21 protein-coding genes are annotated in these 21,091 nt (G+C 50.0%); 9 read left to right on the forward strand and 12 right to left on the reverse strand.

What is annotated here, in order from left to right; all coding sequences use genetic code 11:
• Positions 1 to 31: 31 nt before the first annotated feature.
• From ACTHS4_RS04775 to ACTHS4_RS04790, 4 genes are read right to left on the reverse strand one after another with little or no spacing between them, the layout of a single operon-like run.
• The gene (locus ACTHS4_RS04775) at positions 32 to 280 is read right to left on the reverse strand and encodes an acyl carrier protein (protein ID WP_003680823.1); all 249 of its coding nucleotides are present in this window, start codon (positions 278 to 280) and stop codon (positions 32 to 34) included.
• Positions 281 to 294: 14 nt separating this feature from the next.
• Positions 295 to 555: a phosphopantetheine-binding protein gene (locus ACTHS4_RS04780; RefSeq protein ID WP_070826946.1), complete on the reverse strand. Its 261-nt coding sequence runs from the start codon at positions 553 to 555 to the stop codon at positions 295 to 297.
• Positions 552 to 1,310, reverse strand: a complete 759-nt coding sequence (locus tag ACTHS4_RS04785) for a lysophospholipid acyltransferase family protein (protein WP_049344240.1) — start codon at positions 1,308 to 1,310, stop codon at positions 552 to 554. Before ACTHS4_RS04785 ends, ACTHS4_RS04780 begins: the two co-directional genes overlap by 4 nt.
• The gene (locus tag ACTHS4_RS04790; RefSeq protein ID WP_070826947.1) at positions 1,307 to 2,068 is read right to left on the reverse strand and encodes a beta-ketoacyl synthase chain length factor; all 762 of its coding nucleotides are present in this window, start codon (positions 2,066 to 2,068) and stop codon (positions 1,307 to 1,309) included. The genes ACTHS4_RS04785 and ACTHS4_RS04790 overlap by 4 nt, the downstream gene beginning before the upstream one ends.
• Before the next feature lie 110 nt (positions 2,069 to 2,178).
• Here ACTHS4_RS04790 and ACTHS4_RS04795 point away from each other — a divergent pair, with 110 nt between their 5' ends.
• The 3 genes from ACTHS4_RS04795 to ACTHS4_RS04805 all read left to right on the forward strand — a co-directional run bounded on the left by ACTHS4_RS04795 (position 2,179) and on the right by ACTHS4_RS04805 (position 4,690).
• Positions 2,179 to 2,667, forward strand: a complete 489-nt coding sequence (locus ACTHS4_RS04795; RefSeq protein ID WP_049336784.1) for an ApeP family dehydratase — start codon at positions 2,179 to 2,181, stop codon at positions 2,665 to 2,667.
• 65 nt (positions 2,668 to 2,732) lie between these two features.
• Entirely contained in the window at positions 2,733 to 3,461 is a 729-nt protein-coding gene (gene fabG, locus ACTHS4_RS04800) for a 3-oxoacyl-ACP reductase FabG (RefSeq protein ID WP_070826948.1), read from the forward strand.
• On the forward strand, positions 3,455 to 4,690 hold the full coding sequence (locus ACTHS4_RS04805) for a beta-ketoacyl-ACP synthase (RefSeq protein ID WP_440365557.1): 1,236 nt from the start codon (positions 3,455 to 3,457) through the stop codon (positions 4,688 to 4,690). Before fabG ends, ACTHS4_RS04805 begins: the two co-directional genes overlap by 7 nt.
• 83 nt (positions 4,691 to 4,773) lie before the next feature.
• Here the strand turns inward: ACTHS4_RS04805 and ACTHS4_RS04810 are convergent, their stop codons facing one another.
• From ACTHS4_RS04810 to rluD, 6 genes are all read right to left on the reverse strand, one after another.
• A complete protein-coding gene (locus ACTHS4_RS04810) occupies positions 4,774 to 5,298 on the reverse strand; it encodes an RDD family protein (protein WP_440365558.1) in 525 nt (174 codons plus the stop codon).
• Positions 5,299 to 5,389: 91 nt separating this feature from the next.
• Entirely contained in the window at positions 5,390 to 5,809 is a 420-nt protein-coding gene (locus ACTHS4_RS04815) for a hypothetical protein (protein ID WP_003746427.1), read from the reverse strand.
• 146 nt (positions 5,810 to 5,955) lie between these two features.
• Positions 5,956 to 6,957 carry a DNA polymerase III subunit delta gene (gene holA, locus ACTHS4_RS04820; RefSeq protein WP_070826950.1) on the reverse strand — a complete coding sequence of 334 codons (1,002 nt, stop codon included), beginning with the start codon at positions 6,955 to 6,957 and terminating at the stop codon, positions 5,956 to 5,958.
• A complete protein-coding gene (locus tag ACTHS4_RS04825) occupies positions 6,957 to 7,436 on the reverse strand; it encodes an LPS-assembly lipoprotein LptE (protein ID WP_070826951.1) in 480 nt (159 codons plus the stop codon). Before ACTHS4_RS04825 ends, holA begins: the two co-directional genes overlap by 1 nt.
• 120 nt (positions 7,437 to 7,556) lie before the next feature.
• Complete coding sequence (gene pgeF, locus ACTHS4_RS04830) at positions 7,557 to 8,327, reverse strand: peptidoglycan editing factor PgeF (RefSeq protein ID WP_070826952.1); 771 nt, start codon at positions 8,325 to 8,327, stop codon at positions 7,557 to 7,559.
• A gap of 81 nt (positions 8,328 to 8,408) precedes the next feature.
• Entirely contained in the window at positions 8,409 to 9,533 is a 1,125-nt protein-coding gene (rluD, locus tag ACTHS4_RS04835) for a 23S rRNA pseudouridine(1911/1915/1917) synthase RluD (protein ID WP_049332554.1), read from the reverse strand.
• Between rluD and ACTHS4_RS04840 the strand changes: the two genes are divergently transcribed.
• The 5 genes from ACTHS4_RS04840 to pflA all read left to right on the forward strand — a co-directional run bounded on the left by ACTHS4_RS04840 (position 9,532) and on the right by pflA (position 16,691).
• Complete coding sequence (locus ACTHS4_RS04840; RefSeq protein WP_070826953.1) at positions 9,532 to 10,335, forward strand: outer membrane protein assembly factor BamD; 804 nt, start codon at positions 9,532 to 9,534, stop codon at positions 10,333 to 10,335. The genes rluD and ACTHS4_RS04840 overlap by 2 nt on opposite strands.
• A gap of 322 nt (positions 10,336 to 10,657) precedes the next feature.
• Positions 10,658 to 11,815: an ATP phosphoribosyltransferase regulatory subunit gene (locus ACTHS4_RS04845; RefSeq protein ID WP_070826954.1), complete on the forward strand. Its 1,158-nt coding sequence runs from the start codon at positions 10,658 to 10,660 to the stop codon at positions 11,813 to 11,815.
• A gap of 43 nt (positions 11,816 to 11,858) precedes the next feature.
• Positions 11,859 to 13,157: an adenylosuccinate synthase gene (locus ACTHS4_RS04850; RefSeq protein WP_070585699.1), complete on the forward strand. Its 1,299-nt coding sequence runs from the start codon at positions 11,859 to 11,861 to the stop codon at positions 13,155 to 13,157.
• Positions 13,158 to 13,460: 303 nt separating this feature from the next.
• Positions 13,461 to 15,746: a formate C-acetyltransferase gene (gene pflB / locus ACTHS4_RS04855; RefSeq protein ID WP_070826955.1), complete on the forward strand. Its 2,286-nt coding sequence runs from the start codon at positions 13,461 to 13,463 to the stop codon at positions 15,744 to 15,746.
• Between the two features lie 138 nt (positions 15,747 to 15,884).
• Complete coding sequence (pflA, locus tag ACTHS4_RS04860; protein ID WP_070827042.1) at positions 15,885 to 16,691, forward strand: pyruvate formate lyase 1-activating protein; 807 nt, start codon at positions 15,885 to 15,887, stop codon at positions 16,689 to 16,691.
• A gap of 65 nt (positions 16,692 to 16,756) precedes the next feature.
• On the opposite strand, the gene ACTHS4_RS04865 is transcribed toward pflA, so the two are convergent.
• Positions 16,757 to 18,469, reverse strand: coding sequence for a proline--tRNA ligase (locus ACTHS4_RS04865; RefSeq protein WP_070827043.1), 1,713 nt, complete (start codon positions 18,467 to 18,469; stop codon positions 16,757 to 16,759).
• 496 nt (positions 18,470 to 18,965) lie between these two features.
• On the opposite strand from ACTHS4_RS04865, the gene fghA reads away from it, so the two are divergent.
• Positions 18,966 to 19,814 carry an S-formylglutathione hydrolase gene (gene fghA, locus ACTHS4_RS04870; protein WP_070826956.1) on the forward strand — a complete coding sequence of 283 codons (849 nt, stop codon included), beginning with the start codon at positions 18,966 to 18,968 and terminating at the stop codon, positions 19,812 to 19,814.
• Positions 19,815 to 19,910: 96 nt separating this feature from the next.
• On the opposite strand, the gene recA is transcribed toward fghA, so the two are convergent.
• A complete protein-coding gene (gene recA, locus ACTHS4_RS04875; RefSeq protein WP_003680794.1) occupies positions 19,911 to 20,957 on the reverse strand; it encodes a recombinase RecA in 1,047 nt (348 codons plus the stop codon).
• Positions 20,958 to 21,091: the final 134 nt, after the last annotated feature.

Consider the following 21,091-nt stretch of genomic DNA (forward strand, 5'->3'; position numbering starts at 1 on the left):
CCGTCTGAAAATATGCTGATTCAAAGAGGAATCAGGAATCTTGTTGTACTTTCAAAACCGCTTGAACCACGTCTTCTACGGTGCGCACGTTGCGGAAGTCTTCGGCTTGCAGTTTGCGGCCGGTTTCGCGTTTGATGTGGTCGATAAGGTCGATAGCGTCGATGCTGTCGATTTCCAAATCTTCGTAGAGGTTGGTTTCGGGTTTAATGCGTTCCGGTTCGATTTCAAACAGGTTAACCAGTGCATCGGTCAGCAGGGTGCGTACTTCTTGTTCGGTCATCTTCTCTCTCTCCCTTATGCTTGGCGGCTCTTGACGAACTCGGCCAGAGTTTTGACGTTGGCGAAGTTTTCGCGCAGGTTGTCGTTTTCACCGTCGAGCTGGAAGCCGAAGGTTTTTTGTACGGCCAAACCAAGTTCCAATGCATCAACCGAATCCAGACCCAGGCCGTCGTCGCCGAAAAGCGGATCTTCGCTGCCGATGTCGGCAACGGTAATGTCTTCCAGACCTAAGCTGTCGATGATTAATTGTTTGATTTGGTTTTCTAAGTTATTCATGTGGTTTTCCTTGTGAAATAGTCTTGAAGGTATTCGTTTAAACGCCTTGCGGCGATGGGCAGGGGTTTTTCTGCCAGCCATTCTTCCGGCAGGATGTCGTCGCCGACGGTAATTTCATAATGAATTTTTTGTGGCGGGATTTTGTACCACGGTTGCCCTTTTTTAAAATTGGGCGGCGTCATCTTGATGCACACGGGCGTGATGACTGATGCGCTGCGCAAACCGAGCGATACGGCGCCGCGGTGCATTTTAACCTGTCCGTCCCAACCTGTGCGCGTGCCCTCGGGGAAAATCAGCAGACTTTGCCCACTTTTGAACACGGCGTCGATTTCTTCCAGCATTTCCATGCTTTCATCGTTGGGGATGTAGCCGGAGGCGATAATCTGGCTTTTCATGCTGGGGTTGTGCAACAGGTCTTTTTTAACCAGTACGTTCGGCTCCGAATAATGGCTGATCAGCAAGACGACATCCAAAAGCGAGGGATGGTTGGCAAGAATGAGCTGGCCGGGTCTGCCGAGTTTTTCCAAGCCGTTGAAGCGGACGCTCAATACGCCCGACCATTGCAGGTAGCCGACGAAGAAACGCCAAACTTTGCCTATCATGCGTCTTGCTTCAAGTTGACGTTTGATGTCGCCTTTGGTCGATTTGAGCGTATAGGGCAAAAGTGCGATTTTGAACAATACGCCTGCAACGCCGAAAAGGATAAAGCCGAAGAGTGTGGCAAAAAAGCGACGGAAATAGTCTAAAGTCTTCATGCGTTTTTCTGCCAGTGCCAGTTTCTACCGGCATAGTGTTGCGTGTGTTGTTTGCCGTCTGAAAGCAGGAAGCGTACCCACTCCAAGCTGCTCCAATAGGGCTCGACTGTTGTATCGTTAGGGTTTTCAGACGGCCTTTCAGATGTGGTTTCCAAGCTTAAGGTATAGTCTTCGCCTTTGGTAATGACCAGTGCCAATGCATAGGCAAACGGCGCACGGGTAGCCAAGACGGGATAGTCTTCAGACAACGGATCATCGGCGACAATTACTAAAACAGATGGCGCGCCGTCTTGTAAAAGCGCAAATGCCTCGGTCAGCGCGGTTTCAAAGGAATCGGCGGCAACGGCCAACGCGGTATGCTCGCTCATGTCTTTACGCAACATCGACCATTGCCCAATCGTTGCGTTGTGGACGGACAGGCCGAATGAGGTCGGCGAGACGGTATGCGTGTTCAAAAGCTCTTGCCATAATTCAAAGCTGCGGTTGCTTTCGCCGTCGTGCGAAACGTAAACCGGTACGCTTTCGGGATATTGGTCGGCCAGATTCCATGCGGCATCACAAACCAAGCGTGCCGCTTTTCCCAAGCGGCGGCGTTGCATAGGCGGCAAAAAGGAGAGCGCGGGTTTGCACTCCGGCAGGGAGGCGGTATCGAGTTTTCCCTGCACCCAGTCCTGCCATTGCTCCGGCGTACTGATTTTGCTGGAGGAGGCCTGCCATGCGGCGATATTGAAGCTGAAACGGCAAACGTTTTGAGGCATGATGTCTTTCAATGTTTTACATTTTCATACATTGTAATGAAATGGGTTAGTAAAAGCTAGGCTCTGTTATAATGCATATTGTAACGTAATTTATTCCCGGATGACATTTTATGCCTTCAATACCGAGTGCCCCGATTTATGATGTCGCTTCGCTGCTTCCGCACAGCGGACATATGGTGCTTATCGACTGTGTGAAAGAATTTGGCGATGACTATACGGTTTGCCGTGCGCCGGTTGGCGACAAGCATATTTTGCTGCAGGACGGCGTGTTGCCGTCTATGGCTTATATGGAATTGATGGCGCAGGGCATAGGCGCGTTTGCAGGCATTGAGGCTTTAAAGGCCGGAGAGCCTGTCCGTTTGGGTTTTTTATTGGGAACGCGCAAGCTGGATTTGTTTGCCGATTCCGTGCCTGTCGGTACTGAGCTGGAAGTCAGGGCGCATGTGTCCATTCAGGATTTGGGCGGCATGGGCGTATTTGATTGCGAGTTGCGCTGGACGGATGCACCGGAAGATGTGAAGCATCTGTTGCCGCCGGACGGTTTGCTGGCAAAAGCTTCTTTAAATGTGTACAGTCCGAAAGACGGTCAAGTCATTTAAACCGTTTACAAGGCCGTCTGAAAAGACAAAGATTCAGACGGCCTGTCGATATAGTGAGAAAACGTATGAGTGAAACTATTTTAATTACAGGGTCTAATCGCGGTATCGGCAAAGCCGTCGCACTCGGTTTGGCTGAGGACGGCTTTGATATTGTCGTCCACTGCCGCAGCCGCCGCGATGAAGCCGAAGCCGTAGCGGAAGAAATCCGTACATTGGGTAGAAATGCGCGCGTGTTGCAGTTTGACGTGTCCGACCGCGAAGCCTGCCGAGAAATTTTGACTGCCGACATTGAGGCAAACGGCACATATTACGGCGTGGTGCTGAATGCCGGCCTGACGCGCGACAATGCGTTTCCTGCGTTTACTGATGATGATTGGGACTTGGTGCTGCGTACCAATTTGGACGGTTTTTATAATGTGTTGCACCCTTTGACCATGCCGATGATCCGCCGCCGCAAAGCCGGACGGATTGTATGCATGGCGTCGGTGTCCGGTTTGACGGGCAACCGCGGTCAGGTCAATTACAGCGCGTCCAAAGCGGGCTTGATCGGCGCGGCAAAAGCCTTGGCGGTTGAGTTGGCAAAACGAAAAATTACCGTCAACTGCGTGGCGCCGGGCCTTATCGATACCGATATTATCGATGAGAACGTGCCTGTCGAAGAAATCTTAAAGGCCGTCCCTGCCGCGCGCATGGGATTGCCCGAGGAAGTAGCGCATGCGGTGCGCTTTTTGATGGATGAGAAAGCGGCGTACATTACGCGCCAAGTGATTGCTGTGAACGGAGGTTTGTGTTGAATACCAGAAGAGTCGTAGTAACAGGTATCGGCGGTATTACCGCCTTCGGCCGCGATTGGCAAAGTATTCAGACGGCCTTTAAAGCCGAAAAAAACGCGGTCAAATACATGGACTGGAGCGGACGCTTTCCTGAATTGGAAGCGCAACTGGGCGCGCCGATTGAAGGCTATTCCCCTCCAGAGCACTGGACGCGCAAGCAGCTTAGAAGTATGGGGCGCGTGTCGCATTTGTGTGTCGATGCGGCAGAGCAAGCCTTGACGGATGCGGGTTTGCTGGGTGATGAAAGCATTACAGACGGCCGTATGGGCGTAGCGTGCGGCTCGTCTGTCGGCAGTACCAAAGACATCGGCGATATGGGCGAACTTCTAACTACGGGTACATCGCGCAATTTCAACGCCAATACTTATGTGCGCATGATGCCGCATACGACTGCCGCCAATATCGGCATTTTCTTCGGCTTGAAAGGCCGCATTATCCCGACTTCGAGCGCGTGCTCTTCCGGCAGCCAAGGCATAGGCTATGCCTACGAAGCGATTAAATACGGCCTGATTGATATGATGCTGGCCGGCGGCGGCGAAGAATTTTGTCCGTCCGAAGTTTATGTTTTCGATTCACTTTATGCCGCCAGCCGTCGTAACGGCGAACCTGAGCTGACGCCGCGCCCTTACGACAACGCTCGAGACGGCTTGGTCATCGGCGAAGGCGCAGGCATTTTTGTATTGGAAGAATTGGAACACGCCCGTGCGCGCGGTGCGAAAATCTATGCCGAGCTTGTCGGCTATGGCGCCAACAGCGACGGCAGCCACGTTACCCAGCCGCAAAAAGAAACCATGCAAAAATGTATGGAGCTTGCGCTGAAAGATGCCGGTATTACGCCTGATAAAGTCGGCTATGTCAGCGGCCACGGTACGGCGACTGAAAAAGGCGATATTGCCGAAACATTGGCTACTGAAGCGGTGTTTGGTTTTATACCGATGAGTTCGCAAAAAAGCTACCTCGGCCATACACTCGGGGCGTGCGGCGCATTGGAAGCCTGGTTTACCATCGAAATGATGAACAATGGCTGGTTTGCGCCAACTGTCAATTTGGAAAACATCGATCCGCGTTGCGGCAAGGTAGATTACATCCAAACAGGTGGACGCGAGATTCAAACAGATTATGTGGTCAGCAATAACTTTGCTTTTGGCGGCGTCAATACTTCGCTGGTGTTCAAACGTTGGCAAGAATAATCATTGCTTGATGTTATGATTAAAGGCCGTCTGAAACTTATCTTGATTTTCAGACGGCCTTTATTTTATGCCGCTTTTGGATTTTATTCGTTTGTTTTCTTCTGATTCAAATCCACCAGCCTTGTTCCGGCCAAGAAGTCGTAGAGGAACTGGCGGTCGGGGTGGAGCAGGGCGAAGCCCCATGGCAGGATAAGCCAAATGAGCGCGGCGCCGAATGCGCCTTTAGGAGGGATATTGAGCAGATGGCGTAATCCGGCGTAGGCAAATAGGGGAATGAAGACAATAAAAATGCTGGCCCAAATAAAGCGCAGGCGCAGCTGTGGTAGGGGCGGCTGGGTATCGTTTTTATCGGCCAAGCCGATTTTCCATGTCTGCATGGCGAGGGTTTGGCCTTTTTTGTGCCAGTTGGCGCGGAAGTAGAGCCACCATGCGTAGAACAGAATCAGACAGGTTGCCAGCATGGACAGGCGCGTGGAAATGGGATTGAGAAAGATGGCGACAATACCGGCTGCAAGGGCGGCAAGGCTGGTCACGGCGCCGGTCAGCAGAAGTTCGTAAACCAGTGCGGCGAGGCGGCGTTTGAGTGGGGCGGTGGGAAGACGGGTCATAATGCGATGGAAACGGAAATGGGTTTGATGGAAATAAAAACAGGCCGTCTGAAACGGGATAGGATGTTCAGACGGCCTGTTACTGTCGGGTTTAGCGATGTGGACGTTTTTGACCGCGTGCCTGTTGGGCAGCCATTTGGTTCATTTCCTGACGGGTCGGACGTTTTTTGAAAATGGCGTGCGCTTCGTCAACGGAACATTTTTGTGACAGGCAAACCAGGGTAATCGCGTCTTTTTGATGTTGACCGCCGCTGTGGTACATGCGGCGCAGGTTGGCTTCGTTGATACGGCCTTTTTCCGGATCGATGTCGAATTTTTTCAGGCGCTCGAGGAATTGGCGTTGCTGACGGCGTGAAGTCCAAACGAAACCGCCTGCGGCAGCGGCCACGATGATGACGGCCAACAGAATGGCCAGCGGCCATGAATCGACGATCAGAACGATGATGAGGCTTAATACGGCAGTGGTCAGCAGAGCCAGACCGCCGATACGAAGTTTGGTTTTATTATCCATATGGTTGGTGTTTCCTTGTTTTTTGCTGGAAGAGGCCTTCTGAAATGCGAGGTTCAGACGGCCTGAATTTAAGTTTACGCTATTTTACAGTATTTTCTGTTTTTGGGGCGTATTGCGTGCAAGTTTCTTGACGCGTGGCAACGGTTTCAAGCGGCCAGCGAAGTAACGAGTTGTTTGAACTCAGTCCATGCATCGCCTTCTTCCGCGCCTTTGATGATGCGGTCGATTTTGGCGCAGGTTTTGAGCGCGTCGAGCAGGTGGTTGATGGAAATGCGTTTGGCCGCCATTGGTGCAAGGGTCTGCTTGTCGCCCCATAAGCGCAGGCTGTTGCGCAGGCTTTGGATGTTTTGGCCTTGCTTGAGTGCGGCAGTGAGGCGGATTAGGGTGCGGATGTCTTCGGCAACCGCCCACAACAGCAAAACCGGCTCTTCGCCTTCTTCTTCCAAACCGTCCAGCAAACGGGAAACGCGCAGGGTATCGCCTTTCATCCATGCGCCTGCCAGTTGGAATACATCGAAGCGGGCGACGGTGGCAACCGCGGCCTCTGCGTCGGCAATATTGATCAAATGGCCTTGGGGATGGAGCAGGGCGAGTTTTTCTATTTCCTGACGGGCAGCCAAGAGATTGCCTTCGACGCGCTCGGCAAAAAGGGCGAGTGCTTCAGGCTCGATATCCAAACCCTGCTGTTTCAGACGGCCCTGTATCCATTGCGGCAAAGCATGTGGCGCAACGGCTTTGGCTTCTAGGACGATGCCTTTGCCTGCTAATGCGGAAAACCATTTGGACTGGATTTGCGCTTTTTCAAGCTTTGGTAGGAGGATAAGCGTAACCGTATCTTCGGGCAGGCGTTCGGCGAAGGTTTGCAGGGTATCGCCTCCATTTTTGCCGGGTTTGCCGTTGGGAATGTGGATTTCCAGCAGTTTCAAATCGGCAAACAAACCTGCGCTGCCGGCACTTTGCAACAGCTCGTTCCAGTCAAAATTGTTTTCAGCGGTATAGACTTCGCGGTTGAGATAGCCTTGTTTTTTTGCGGCTGCGCGCAGGGTATCCAATGCCTCGATGCGCAACAAATCCTCTTCGCCGTGAATAATATATAACGGTTGGAGCGGCGTATCGGGGCGCAGGCTCTCAATGGGCGCGGCAGCCATTATCGCGCCTTCAGGAAAGTCAGGCGGCGGACGATTTGATCTGCAGCATCAATGCGCATTTCAGACCAAATGGTTTCTTCCTCTTCCTGTTTGCCCAAAACTTCGCTGTCGGCGTAGTCCATGGTGCGGTGAACCTTAACTTCTATCGGTTCGCCAACCGGCTCGCCGTTGCGGAAGGCTTGGGCTTTAACGGTCATGGCCAGCAGGTATTCGTTGATCGCGGCGGCGCGGGTGATGGTGTAGATGTCGCGGCGTTTTTGAAAGTCGACAACGCGCAGGGTGATTTGTGATTCGGCTTCACTAACCGGATGACCGTCGGCACGGCGTAAGGCATTTTCCAGCGCTTTTTGCATGACGGCTCCGCCTTCTACATGCCAGTTTTGATAAGGCAGCGGCTGAGAAGTCACACCTGTGCCTTTCAGGTGGAAACCGCAAGAGGCAAGCAATAGGGCGAGTGCAGGCAATAGGATTTTTTTCATTGGATATTCCTTCGTTGAAACCGGTTACGGTATCGTCGGATTATAACGAATAATGTTTAGGCCGTCTGAAATCGCAAACGGAAAGTATTTCAGACGGCCTTGTCTTTGATGGCGCAAATCTTATTTTTCCAACCAAATCAGGCTGACCATGCGGCCGGTTTGCCCGTCGCGGCGGTAGGAGAAGAAAGTATCGCGTTCCAAAACGGTGCAATGGGTGCCGCCATAAATCATGTTCACGCCTTCGCGGTGCAGAACCATGCGCGCCAAAGCGTAAATGTCGGCAAGGTATTTGCCGCCGCCGATGTCTTCAAACGCATCGACAGCTTCCGGCATGGGTGTGCAAAATGCATCAAATACATCTTGTCCCACCTCAAACGCATCAGGGCCGATGGCAGGCGCGAGATAGGCCATGATTTCCAACGGCTCGACATTCATTGCCGCAATGGTATTTTGCAAAACGCCGCCGGCCAAACCGCGCCAACCTGCATGAGCCGCCGCAACAACGGTCCCTGCTTTGTCGCAAAACAAGACAGGCAGGCAATCGGCAGTCATTGAAGCGCAGGCGACCGTGCCCGTTGTATCCACCGAGGCATCGGCGTCGGGTGTATTTCCTAACGCTTCGGCTGCGTTCACAACAATGGTGCTGTGGATTTGATTGAGGTAGGCAACGGGCAGGCCGACTTGTTCCTGTACGATTTCGCGGTTGCGGAGCACGGCTTCCAGATTGTCGCCGACGTGCGAACCGACATTTAGGCTGCGGTACACGCCTTCGCTGACACCGTCGTTGCGCGTGGTAATAAGCGTTTTAACATTGGCAGGAGCAGGCCAGTCGGCAGTCAAAAAATTCTTGCCTTGCGGGGCGAGGTTTAGGGTATCTGTGATGGTTTTCATAATCTTTGAGTCGCTGAAATATTGGAACGGATTGATTGCAGACGGCCTGAAATAATATTTTAGGCCGTCTGAAAAATGGGTTTAATCCCTTACATAAACGACTTCGACATCGTAGTCGTCTTCATTCCAATCATCGTCATCGTCCATGCCGAATTTCTCTTGCCATTCTTCCTCGTTGCTTAGGGAAGAATCCAAACCGGCTTCCAGACGCAGGACGGAGAGCAGGTGGTACATATCGTCAGGTATAGGTGCTTCAAAGGAAACGGTTTCGCCGGTTTTCGGGTGTACAAAGCTCAAGCGGTAGGCATGTAGGGCTTGGCGCGCGCCGAGGGCTTTGATGGCTTCTTTAACCGCGTCGCTGCATGGATGGCGCAGGTTGCCGTAAACAGGGTCGGCGGCCAGCGGATGGTTGGCTTCGCGCATATGAACGCGGATTTGATGCGTGCGGCCGGTTTCGAGCGAGCATTCGATGTAGCTGTGCGCCAGGTAACGTTCCAACACTTTGACATGGGTAATGGCAGGTTTGCCGCCGAATTTGACGACTGCCATTTTCAGGCGGTTGTGCGGGTCGCGGCCGATTTGGGTTTCGATTTTGCCGTCAAAAGGGACGATGCCGTTGGCAACGGCACGGTAAATGCGTTTGACTGTGCGCTCTTGAAGCTGTTGAACCAGTGAGTTTTGCGCCGGCAGGGTCTTGGCGACCACCATCAGGCCGCTGGTTTCTTTGTCCAAACGGTGTACGATGCCCGCACGCGGCACTTGGCTTAATTCGGGACAGTGCGCCAACAGGCCGTTGAGTAGGGTGCCGCTCCAGTTGCCTGCGGCAGGATGGACGACCAATCCGGCCGGTTTGTTGATGACGATGACGGTATCGTCTTCATAAATGATGTCCAAATCCATGGGTTCGGGCGTGAACGCGAGGTTTTCTTCGCTCGGACGTACCGTAACGGCAATCAATTCACCGCCTATCATTTTATCTTTGGGTTGAGCAGGCTTATCGTTTACAATGACTGCACCCTCTTTAATCCACGAACTCAGGCGGCTGCGCGAGTAGTCGGGCATGAGTTTGGCCAATACGGCATCCAGCCTTCCGCCCGCCATTTCGAGCGGAACGGTCAAATTAACACAACTTTCTGTTTCAGGGGATGACGGAAAGTCTAAATCATCGCTATAATCGGCTTCGTTATCAAAGGAAGTATTCTGCATGAAAAAAATTCTTTTAGTAGTTTCTTTAGGTTTGGCACTGAGTGCCTGCGCAAATAAAGGCACAATCGATAAAGACGCCCAAATTACTCAAGATTGGAGTGTGGAAAAGCTTTATGCCGAAGCGCAAGACGAATTGAACAGCAACAATTATACGCGAGCTGTCAAGTTATACGAAATTTTAGAATCCCGTTTTCCAAACGGCCGCTATGCCCAGCAGTCCCAGTTGGATACGGCGTATGCCTATTATAAAGACGATGAGCCGGAAAAAGCTTTGGCTGCCATTGCGCGCTTCCAACGCCATCATCCGCAACATCCGAATATGGACTACGCGCTGTACTTGAAAGGTTTGGTCCTATTTAACGAAGACCAGTCTTTCTTGAACAAGCTGGCGTCCCAAGACTGGTCCGACCGCGACCCGAAAGCCAACCGCGATGCTTATCAGGCGTTTGCCGAGTTGGTTCAACGTTACCCAAACAGCAAATACGCTGCCGATGCAACCGAGCGTATGGCCAAGCTGGTGGACGCTTTGGGTGGTAACGAGATATCTGTGGCACGTTATTACATGAAACGCGGTGCTTATGTCGCAGCGGCCAACCGTGCGCAAAAAATCGTCAGCCGTTACCAAAATACCCGTTACGTCGAAGAAGCTTTGGCGATGATGGAATTGGCGTACAAAAAACTGGACAAGCTGCAACTGGCTGCTGATACACGCCGTGTTTTGGAAACCAACTTCCCGCAAAGCCCGTTCTTGCAACACGAATGGCGATCTGACGATATGCCTTGGTGGCGTTACTGGCGCTAAGCGTCGGGTTGTTCAGGCATGAATTAAGGCCGTCTGAAAATGATGCAGCTATGCATTTGGTTTTCAGACGGCCTTTGTTTTTAATGTTTTTTTACGCTCTCTGTAAACAGGGTGCAAAATTCGTTTTAATATGGTAAAGTCTGATTTTAATAACTCGACGGTTTGAAGCCGTTACTCAGGGGCTGTTTAAATTTAAAATCAGTTTTGTTGAAGCTGCATCGGATTTGCTATTGATGCATTCAGGAAAATTTCAGTCGTCAGGCTGATTTGGTTTTAAATTTAAGCAGCCCTTTATGTTTACAAAAAACAGAGGTAGATTCTCATGAAGTCTTGGCAGCTTCCTGAACACGTTGCCGACGTGTTACCGACCAATGCCCGACAACTAGAAAGCGCCCGTGAGCGGCTATTGGCTTTGTTCCGCGTGCATGGTTATGAATTGGTGCAACCGCCATTGATGGAATACAGCCATTCCTTATTGACGCATATCGATGCCGGTTTGTCTTTGAAAACCATTTTGGTCGTCGATCAGCTCAGCGGCCGCCAGCTCGGTATCCGTGCGGATATTACGCCGCAGGTGGCGCGCATTGATGCCCACTTGCTTTCCACCAACCAAGGCATCAACCGTTTATGCTATGCCGGTTCGGTGCTTCATGCGCGTCCTGACGGATTGCTCAATATGCGCGAACCTTTGCAGGCGGGTGCGGAAATGTACGGCTTGGAAGGCATTGAAGCGGATATCGAATTGATTGATTTGATGCTGAAAAGCATGAAGATTGCCGATATGGGCGAAGTTTTGCTTTCATTAGGCCATATCGGCGTATTCCGTGCTTTAGCAAATGCCGCGCATTTGGATGAGCAGCAATCGGTAATCCTGCTGTCATTGATGCAGGACAAAGATGCCGAGGCTGTCAGCCAGTTGGTCAAAGAGTGGAAACTTGACGGTATGTGGGCAAAATCGTTTTCACTGTTGCCTAGATTCTACGGCGGTCGTGAAGTGCTGACTTTGGCTAGAGAGAAATTACCGGAATTGTCCGCAGTCAGTGCGGCTTTGGATGAATTGCAGGCAGTATGCGACGCGTTCCCAAATCAAAAAGTGCATATCGATTTGTCGGAACTGCGCGTTGACAATTACCATACCGGTTTGCTTTACGCGGCTTATGGTTCAAACCGTCATGATGCCGTGGCACGCGGCGGCCGTTATGACGGATTGGGCGGATACTTCGGGCGCGCGCGTCCTGCAGCCGGATTCAGTTTTGATTTGCGCAGCTTCATCGGCCGCCTTCCTGCTATCGGACGGGAATCCGTGGTGGCTGTCGATGTAAAAGACATGCCTGCGGCTCAAGAAGCGGTAGATGCTTTGCGCGAACAAGGACAATGTGTCGTTATCGATTACGGTATCGGCTATAACGGTTCGAAAGAGGTTACAGGCCGTCTGAAACAGGTAGACGGTGTTTGGAAAGTAATCGCTTTGAATGATTAAGTTTTATTTTGAAATTTTGTATCTGAAATAAGGTTAGATGGCTATGGCTAAAAATGTTGTCGTAATCGGTGCCCAATGGGGTGATGAAGGCAAAGGTAAGATTGTTGACTGGCTGGCGGAAGAAACCAGCGGTGTAGTACGTTTCCAAGGCGGCCACAATGCCGGCCATACTTTGGTCGTCGGTGGCAAAAAAACCATTTTGCGCCTGATTCCAAGCGGCATTTTGCATGAGACTTTGGACTGCTTCATCGGCTCAGGTGTTGTGGTTTCTCCTGAAGCATTGTTGGGCGAAATCGACGAATTGAACGCTGCCGGTGTGAAAAACGTTGAAGGCCGTCTGAAAATTGCGCCAACCTGCCCATTGATTCTGCCTTACCATATTGCGCTTGACCAAGCTCGCGAAGCTTCCCGCGGTAAAAGCAAAATTGGTACAACCGGTCGCGGCATCGGCCCAGCCTATGAAGATAAAGTTGCCCGTCGCGCGATTCGCGTGGTGGACTTGTTGCACCCTGAAAAACTGGTTGAAAAACTGGAAGCTGTTTTGGCTTATTACAACGTTCAGTTGCAACACCTGCACAATGCCGAGCCGGTAAAAGTTGAAGACGTGATGGCGGTCATTGAAAAAGTTGCACCGCGCATTACGCCGATGATTACCGATGTTTCCCGTGTTTTGAACGAGAAAAACCGTAAAGGCGAAAGCCTGTTGTTTGAAGGCGCGCAAGGTACGTTGCTGGACATCGACTACGGTACTTATCCGTTTGTGACTTCCTCCAACTGCTTGGCTGGTGCCGCTTCTGCCGGTGCAGGCGTAGGTCCGCAAATGCTGGATTACGTTTTGGGTATCGTTAAAGCCTATACCACCCGCGTGGGTTCCGGCCCATTCCCGACTGAATTGTTTGACGAAGTGGGCGCAGGTTTGGCTGAGCGCGGCCATGAGTTCGGTTCTGTAACCGGTCGTGCGCGTCGTTGTGGTTGGTTTGACGCGGCTGCTCTGAAACGCTCTATTCAAGTTAACGGCATTTCCGGCATGTGCATCACCAAGCTGGACGTGATGGACGGTATTGAAAACATCAATATCTGCGTAGGCTATGAATTGCCTGATGGCAGTAAAACCGACATTCTGCCTTGCGGCTCTGATGCGGTAGAAACCTGCAAACCGATTTACGAAACCATGCCGGGTTGGAGCGAGTCGACTTTCGGTGTGAAAGAGTACGACAAGCTGCCTGAAAACGCTAAAGCTTATCTGAAACGGATTGAAGAAGTGTGCGGTGCGCCTGTGGCTATTGTTTCAACTGGTCCTGACCGTGAAGAAACCATCGTTTTGCACCACCCGTTTGCTTAATTGATTAAGTGAATAAAAGGCCGTCTGAATGTTTCAGACGGCCTTTGATATGAAATACAATAAAAATTCAGCCCTGAAGGATGTCTGTCTTCAGGGCTGAATTTCGTATTCTACGCCGTTTTTTAACGTAAGTGTTTGGAAACCGAGATGTAGTGCTAAGTAACAATTATTCTCATTGATGTAAGTCAAGAAAAGGCTAGTCTGTAATTTTATTTCAAGAAAACCCCTGTAAATGGAAGGGTATTAGTGCTATCCTTTCAGAAAATTTACGGTCTATATTTTCAATAAAATTAGGAGCTTGATATGTCAAATGATGTTCAGCAACGTCCAACCGCTTGGGAAGGTTTTACTGGCGGTAACTGGGAAATCAACGTAGATGTTCGCGATTTTATTCAGAAAAACTACACGCCTTATGAAGGCGATGCTTCTTTCTTGGCACCTGCAACCGAAGCCACAACCAAACTGTGGACGGACGTATTGGAAGGAATTAAAGTAGAAAACCGTACGCACGAGCCGTACAAAATCGACGCGCAAATCATATCCGGTATTACCAGCCACGCTCCGGGCTACATCAACAAAGATTTGGAAACCATCGTCGGCCTGCAAACAGACGAGCCTTTGAAACGCTCTATCATGCCGTTTGGCGGTTTGAAAATGGTACAAGATGCGTGCAAAGTGTACAACGTTGAATTAAATCCCGAAGTTAGCGAAATTTTCACCAAATACCGCAAAACCCATAACCAAGGCGTGTTTGACGTTTATACACCCGACATCCGCCGTTGCCGTAAATCAGGCGTGATTACCGGTCTGCCGGATGCTTATGGCCGCGGCCGTATTATCGGCGACTACCGTCGTGTGGCATTGTACGGTATCGACTTCTTGATGAAAGACAAACTCAACCAGTTCAACTCACTGCAAGCCGATTTGGAAAACGGTGTGGACTTGGAAGAAGTGATCCGCCGCCGCGAAGAAATCAATGAGCAATATAAAGCATTGAACCAAATGAAAGAAATGGCGGCTTCTTACGGCTACGATATTTCCGGCCCTGCAAAAAATGCACAAGAAGCGATCCAATGGACTTACTTCGCCTACCTCGCTGCCGTTAAATCTCAAAACGGCGCAGCGATGTCCTTCGGCCGTGTATCTTCATTCTTGGATATCTACATCGAACGCGACCTGAAAAACGGTGTGATTACCGAAACCCAAGCGCAAGAATTTATTGACCACTTGGTGATGAAACTGCGTATGGTTCGTTTCCTGCGCACTCCGGAATACGATCAACTCTTCTCCGGCGACCCGATTTGGGCAACCGAATCTATCGGCGGCATGGGCTTGGACGGCCGTACCTTGGTAACACGCACCAACTTCCGTGTGCTGCACACCCTGTACAACATGGGCCCGTCTCCTGAGCCAAACATCACTGTATTGTGGTCAGAACAACTGCCGCAAGGCTTTAAAGAATTCTGCGCCAAAGTATCCATCGATACTTCGTCCATCCAATACGAAAACGACGATTTGATGCGCCCTGACTTCAATAGCGACGACTACGCCATTGCCTGCTGCGTCAGCCCGATGGTGGTCGGCAAACAAATGCAGTTCTTCGGCGCACGTGCTAACTTGGCTAAAACTCTGCTGTACGCAATCAACGGCGGCGTGGATGAAAAATCTAAAGAGCAAGTTGGTCCGAAAACCGAGCCGATTATGGACGAAGTTTTGGACTACGACACTGTCTTTGAGCGCATGGACAAATTCATGGATTGGTTGGCAACCCAATACGTTACCGCGCTGAACATTATTCACTACATGCACGACAAATACAGCTACGAAGCCGCGTTGATGGCGCTGCATGATCGTGACGTGAAACGTACGATGGCATGCGGTATCGCCGGTCTGTCTGTGGCTGCCGACTCTTTGTCTGCCATTAAATACGCCAAAGTAAAACCGATTCGCGACGAAAACGGCATTGCCGTTGACTTCGAAATCGAAGGCGAATACCCACAATTCGGTAACAACGACGACCGCGTGGACGACATCGCCTGCGATTTGGTTGAACGTTTCATGAAAAAAGTGGCGACCCACAAAACTTACCGTAACGCTACTCCAACTCAGTCCGTACTGACCATTACTTCCAACGTTGTTTACGGTAAGAAAACCGGTAATACTCCAGATGGCCGCCGCGCTGGCGCTCCGTTTGGTCCGGGTGCAAACCCGATGCACGGTCGTGATGTCAACGGTGCAGTCGCTTCATTGACTTCCGTAGCCAAACTGCCATTTGAGTTTGCTAAAGACGGTATTTCCTATACCTTCTCCATTATTCCTGGCGCGTTGGGTAAAGACGAGCATTCTCGCGAACGCAACCTTGCCGGTTTGATGGACGGTTATTTCCACCATGAAGACGGTATTTTGGAAGGCGGCCAACACTTGAACGTCAACGTATTGAATCGCGAGACTTTGGAAGATGCGATGCACAATCCGGAGAAATATCCGCAGTTGACCATTCGTGTTTCCGGTTATGCGGTTCGCTTCAACTCGCTGACCCGCGAACAACAGCTTGACGTGATTACCCGTACATTCACAGAAACCATGTAATCGGGTGGCGAAACAAACCAGAAGCTAAATTTGCATTTGGTTTGTTTTGAAACAAAGCTCCAAGGCCGTCTGAAATGTTCAGACGGCCTTTATTATCGTACAATCCATATAAGCAAAAACATTTTTGAGCCGAACACTATGTCCACGACTTTTGCCATTACCCCCGAGCCGGAACTGAAAGACCTTGGCCACCGTCACTATAACGGCAAAGGTATTATTCATTCGATTGAATCTTGCGGTGCTGTCGATGGTCCGGGTTTGCGCTACGTGCTCTTTTTGCAAGGTTGCCTGATGCGCTGCCTGTATTGTCATAATCGCGATACTTGGGATTTGCATACCGAGCAGGCGCAGGAATTGGATGTGGCAACCGTGATGAAGCAGGTCATGACCTATCGTCATTATCTGCGTGCGACAGGCGGAGGTGTAACGGCAACCGGCGGCGAGCCGTTATTGCAATATGAGTTTGTACGCGATTGGTTTACGGCCTGCCGGGAACACGATATCCATACCTGTCTCGACAGTAATGGCTATGCTTTGCACTATGATTCGATTTTGGATGATTTGCTAGATCATACCAATTTGGTCATGCTCGACTTAAAACAAATCGATCCTGAAATTCATAAAGTGCTTGTCGGTATTCCAAATACCAAAACGCTGAAATTTGCGCGTTATCTTGCCGAACGCAATCAGCCGACGCGGATTCGTTATGTGGTTGTTCCTGGTTATACCGATGATGAGCGTTCAGCACATTTATTGGGCGAGTTTATCGGTGATATGGATAATGTCGAAATGGTCGAGCTTTTGCCGTATCACGAATTGGGCGCACACAAATGGGCTTTGTGCGGCGACGAATACAAATTAAAAGGCGTACATCCGCCGCCTAAAGAAACCATTTTGAAAATCAAAGAAATATTAGAGAGCTACGGAAAAAACATTATTTATTAAAACAGAAAAAGGCCGTCTGAAATGAGATGATCGGTTTCAGACGGCCTTTTCATAATTGAAAAAACTTAAGCGTTCAATGCGGCCAAAACCTTGGCAACAACTTCTGATACTGCAACGGCTTGAGCCTGATTGTCACGGCGCTCGGCATATTCAACATTGCCTTCTTTTAAGGCGCGATCGCCGATTACAATGCGGTGAGGAATACCCAACAGCTCGGAGTCATTCAGCAATACGCCTGCACGTTCGTCGCGGTCATCCAACAATACATCTGCACCGGCAGCCAAAAGCTCGGCATAGATTTTGTCGGCGGCTTCGCGTACGGTTTCTGATTTTTTGTAGTTCATCGGCACGATAACGACTTCAAACGGCGCCATTGCTTTGGTCCAAACAATGCCTTTTTCATCATTGTTTTGCTCGATGGCGGCGGCAACAACGCGGGTAATACCGATACCGTAGCAGCCCATTTCCATGATTTGGGATTTGCCGTTATTGTCCAAGAAGCTGACATTCATGGCTTGGGTATATTTGTCGCGCAATTGGAAAACGTGGCCGACTTCAATACCGCGCGCCAGTTTCAGACGGCCTTGTTCGTCAGGGCTGATATCGCCTTCGATGACATTGCGCAAATCGACAAATTCAGGCTCGGCAGCATCTCGGCCGAAGTTGAAGCCGGTATAGTGGTAGTCGTCTTCGTTCGCGCCGATAACCCAGTCTGCACCTTTTTCGGTTGCAAAATCGGCATAGACTTTACCTTTGAAGTTAACAGGGCCGAGAGAGCCGCCGTTTGCGCCGAACTGTTTAACAATCGCTGCAGGGCTTGCCATGGTCAGTGGCGATTTCACGCCGACCAGTTTTTCTGCCTTGATGTCGTTAAACTCATGGTCGCCACGCAACAGCAGCAGGACGAGTTCGCCTTCGTTTTCGCCTTCAACCACAATGGATTTGAGGGTTTGTTCAACCGGAATATTCAGGAATTCAACCAAAGACTCAATGGTTTTGACGTTTGGTGTATGTACTTTGGTCAATTCAGCCTGAGCGACAGCGCGTTCGCCTTTGAGCGGCAAGGTAGGCGCCAGCTCGATATTGGCGGCGTAATCAGAAGTGTCGCTATATGCAATAACGTCTTCGCCGCTTTCAGCCAATACTTGGAATTCGTGAGAGCCGGTACCGCCGATGCTGCCGGTATCCGCAGCAACAGGACGGAATTCCAAACCCAAACGGGTGAAGATACGGCAATAAGCGTCGTACATATCTTGATAGGTCGTCTGAAGCGAGGCATAGTCGGCATGGAAGGAATAAGCATCTTTCATGACGAACTCGCGCGCACGCATCACACCGAAGCGCGGACGTACTTCATCGCGGAATTTGGTTTGGATGTGGTAAAAGTTTTTTGGCAGTTGTTTGTAGCTGTTGACTTCTTTGCGCACGATGTCGGCAATCACTTCTTCACAAGTCGGACCCATACAGAAATCACGGTCATGACGGTCTTTCAGACGCAGCAGTTCTTTACCATAAAACTCCCAGCGGCCGGATTCCTGCCACAGTTCGGCAGGTTGTACCACCGGCATCAGCAGCTCCACGCTACCCGCGCGAGCCATTTCTTCACGCACGATATTTTCAACTTTGCGCAATACACGCAGACCCATCGGCATCCAAGTATAAAGACCGGATGCGTTGGCTTTGATCAGGCCGGCACGAATCATCAGCTTGTGGCTGGCAAGTGCGGCTTCGGCAGGGGCTTCTTTAAGGGTAGAAATGAAGAACTGGGAGGCTTTCATGGCGTATTTTTCTTTCTTAAAAATAAGTGCGTATTGTAACGCAAAATGTATGGCCGCGTGTCTTTTGAATGGCATCTGATGAAATCGACCGTTGTTTTACGCAGCTTTTGATTCGGGGCGATTTTTAGGGATGTCAACCCTAATTTATGCACAAAGCCGCATAACCTTGTTTTACCTATAAATTTTCACTGTATGATTATAGTAAAATCTTATAAATATAACTACTTGATTTTATTATATTTTATTTGATTAAATTTTAGTCAATTTAAGACTTGGTTTGTTCCTAAAGAAAATTTTACGATTACCCAAAGCTTATCAACAGATTTATCCACAGAGATTGTGTATAGATTTTAAATGCTGTCGGCGTAATGATTTCGCATGATTGGCAAGCCTTGTTTAAAGCAGATTGGGTTGACTTAAAAGGATGGGGTAACAACACGATGGGCAGGTTTTGCGCTAACATTCTGCTTATTGTTGCTTCCCTACAAGGAATAAAATGAAAAATTCAGAATTGCATTTGCTGGAATGCAGAAAGATGTTTAACGGGCATCAGGAACGGTACCGCCACTTTTCTCAAACCTGCCGGACGGATATGGTATTTGATGTTTATCTGCCGCCACAAGTCTTAAAAGGCTATCCCGCGCCTGTTTTATATTTTCTTTCCGGCTTAAATAGTGATGGTTCTGAATTGGTTCGGCAAAGCGGAATCCAACGTTTTGCGGCACAATGGAATATTATTGTGGCTTTTCCGGATACCTCGCCACGCGGTCAGCATGTTGCCGACAGTGAGGAACATTATCTTGGACAGGGTGCCGGATTTTATGTCAATGCAACTGAAGCACCTTGGGCGCAGCATTACCAAATGGAAAGCTATATCAGCCAAGAATTGCCTGATTTGATCGAGCATCATTTCCCGGTAACGCAGGAGCGCAGCATTGCAGGTTTCAGCATGGGCGGGCATGGCGCACTGCATTTGGCTTTGAACCATCCCGGCCGATATGCTGCGGTTTCAGCCTTTGCGCCTTTATGTCATCCTATCGATACGGAAGGCGGCAGGCAGGCATTTTCAGCTTATTTGGGGCAAAACGTAGAAACATGGAAACACTATGACAGTACCGAGCTGATTCAGACGGCATCGCATAAATTGCCTGTTTTGATTGATGTCGGCAGTGAAGATGCTTTGTATCCTGAAGTCCTGCAACCGGAAGTGTTTGTCCGCTCAGCACGCGAAAAAGGTTTCAATATCCAATATAAAGTACGCCTGGGCTATGGGCATGACTATTTCTTTATTGCCAGCTTTATCGATTCGCATATTGAGTTTCACGCTCAGGCATTAGGGCTTTAAGCAGTATTGAATAAAAGGCCGTCTGAAATCCGATTAATGGTCGGATTTCAGACGGCCTTTTATTTGGTCTTTTTCGACCTTTAATTTCAAACAGACTTATTCCTCAGGACGTTCGCCGTCGGTATCGTCCAATTTGCCTTCGGTGATATCGACATTGATACCGACTGCCGCACGGATTTTGGCATCGATTTCGTTGGCGATATCAGGATTTTCTTTCAACCAAACGCGTACATTGTCTTTACCTTGGCCGATTTTTGCACCGTTGTAGCTGTACCATGCACCGGATTTTTCAACGATGTCATGTTTGACGCCCAGATCAATCAATTCGCCTTCCCAGCTGATGCCTTCGCCGTAAAGAATATCGAATTCGGCTTGACGGAACGGAGGCGCAACTTTGTTTTTGATGACTTTGACTTTGGTTTCGTTACCAATCACGTCATCGCCTTTTTTAATCTGACCGGTACGGCGGATATCGAGGCGGACGGAGGCGTAGAATTTGAGCGCGTTACCGCCGGTCGTGGTTTCAGGACTGCCGAACATCACGCCGATTTTCATACGGATTTGGTTGATGAAAACAACCAATGTATTGGTGCGTTTGATGTGGCCGGTCAGTTTGCGCAGGGCTTGGCTCATCAGGCGGGCTTGCAGGCCGACGTGGCTGTCGCCCATTTCGCCTTCGATCTCGGCTTTAGGCACAAGTGCGGCTACGGAGTCGACAACGACCATATCGATACCGCCGGAACGTACCAAGGTATCGCAGATTTCCAATGCCTGTTCGCCGGTATCCGGTTGGGAGAGATAGAGTTCTTCGACTTTTACGCCGAGTTTGCGGGCGTAAATCGGGTCAAAAGCATGCTCGGCATCGATGAATGCGCAGATGCCGCCATTTTTTTGGCATTGAGCAATGGCTTCGAGACAGAGTGTGGTTTTACCGGAGGATTCCGGGCCGAAAATTTCAACCACGCGGCCGCGGGGCAGACCGCCAACGCCGAGTGCCAAGTCCACGCCGAGGGAGCCGGTGGAAATAACATCAAGGTTTTCTTCCTGTTGGCTGCCGTCCATTTTCATGATGGAGCCTTTGCCGAAGTTTTTTTCGATTTGGGCAAGGGCGGCGGCTAAGGCTTTGCTTTTTTCGTCTGACATGTTTTCTCTCCGAAAGGAAATATGAATCGCTAAGAATTTATTTAGCTATTATCGCATAAATTAAGAAAAAGTATAGTTTTATTTTTATTTTTCAGACGACCTGTGTTTTTTGTATGCAACAGGCCGTCTGAAAC

The organism is Neisseria sp. P0014.S009 (genome assembly GCF_051958155.1).
GTDB lineage: Bacteria > Pseudomonadota > Gammaproteobacteria > Burkholderiales > Neisseriaceae > Neisseria > Neisseria flavescens_C.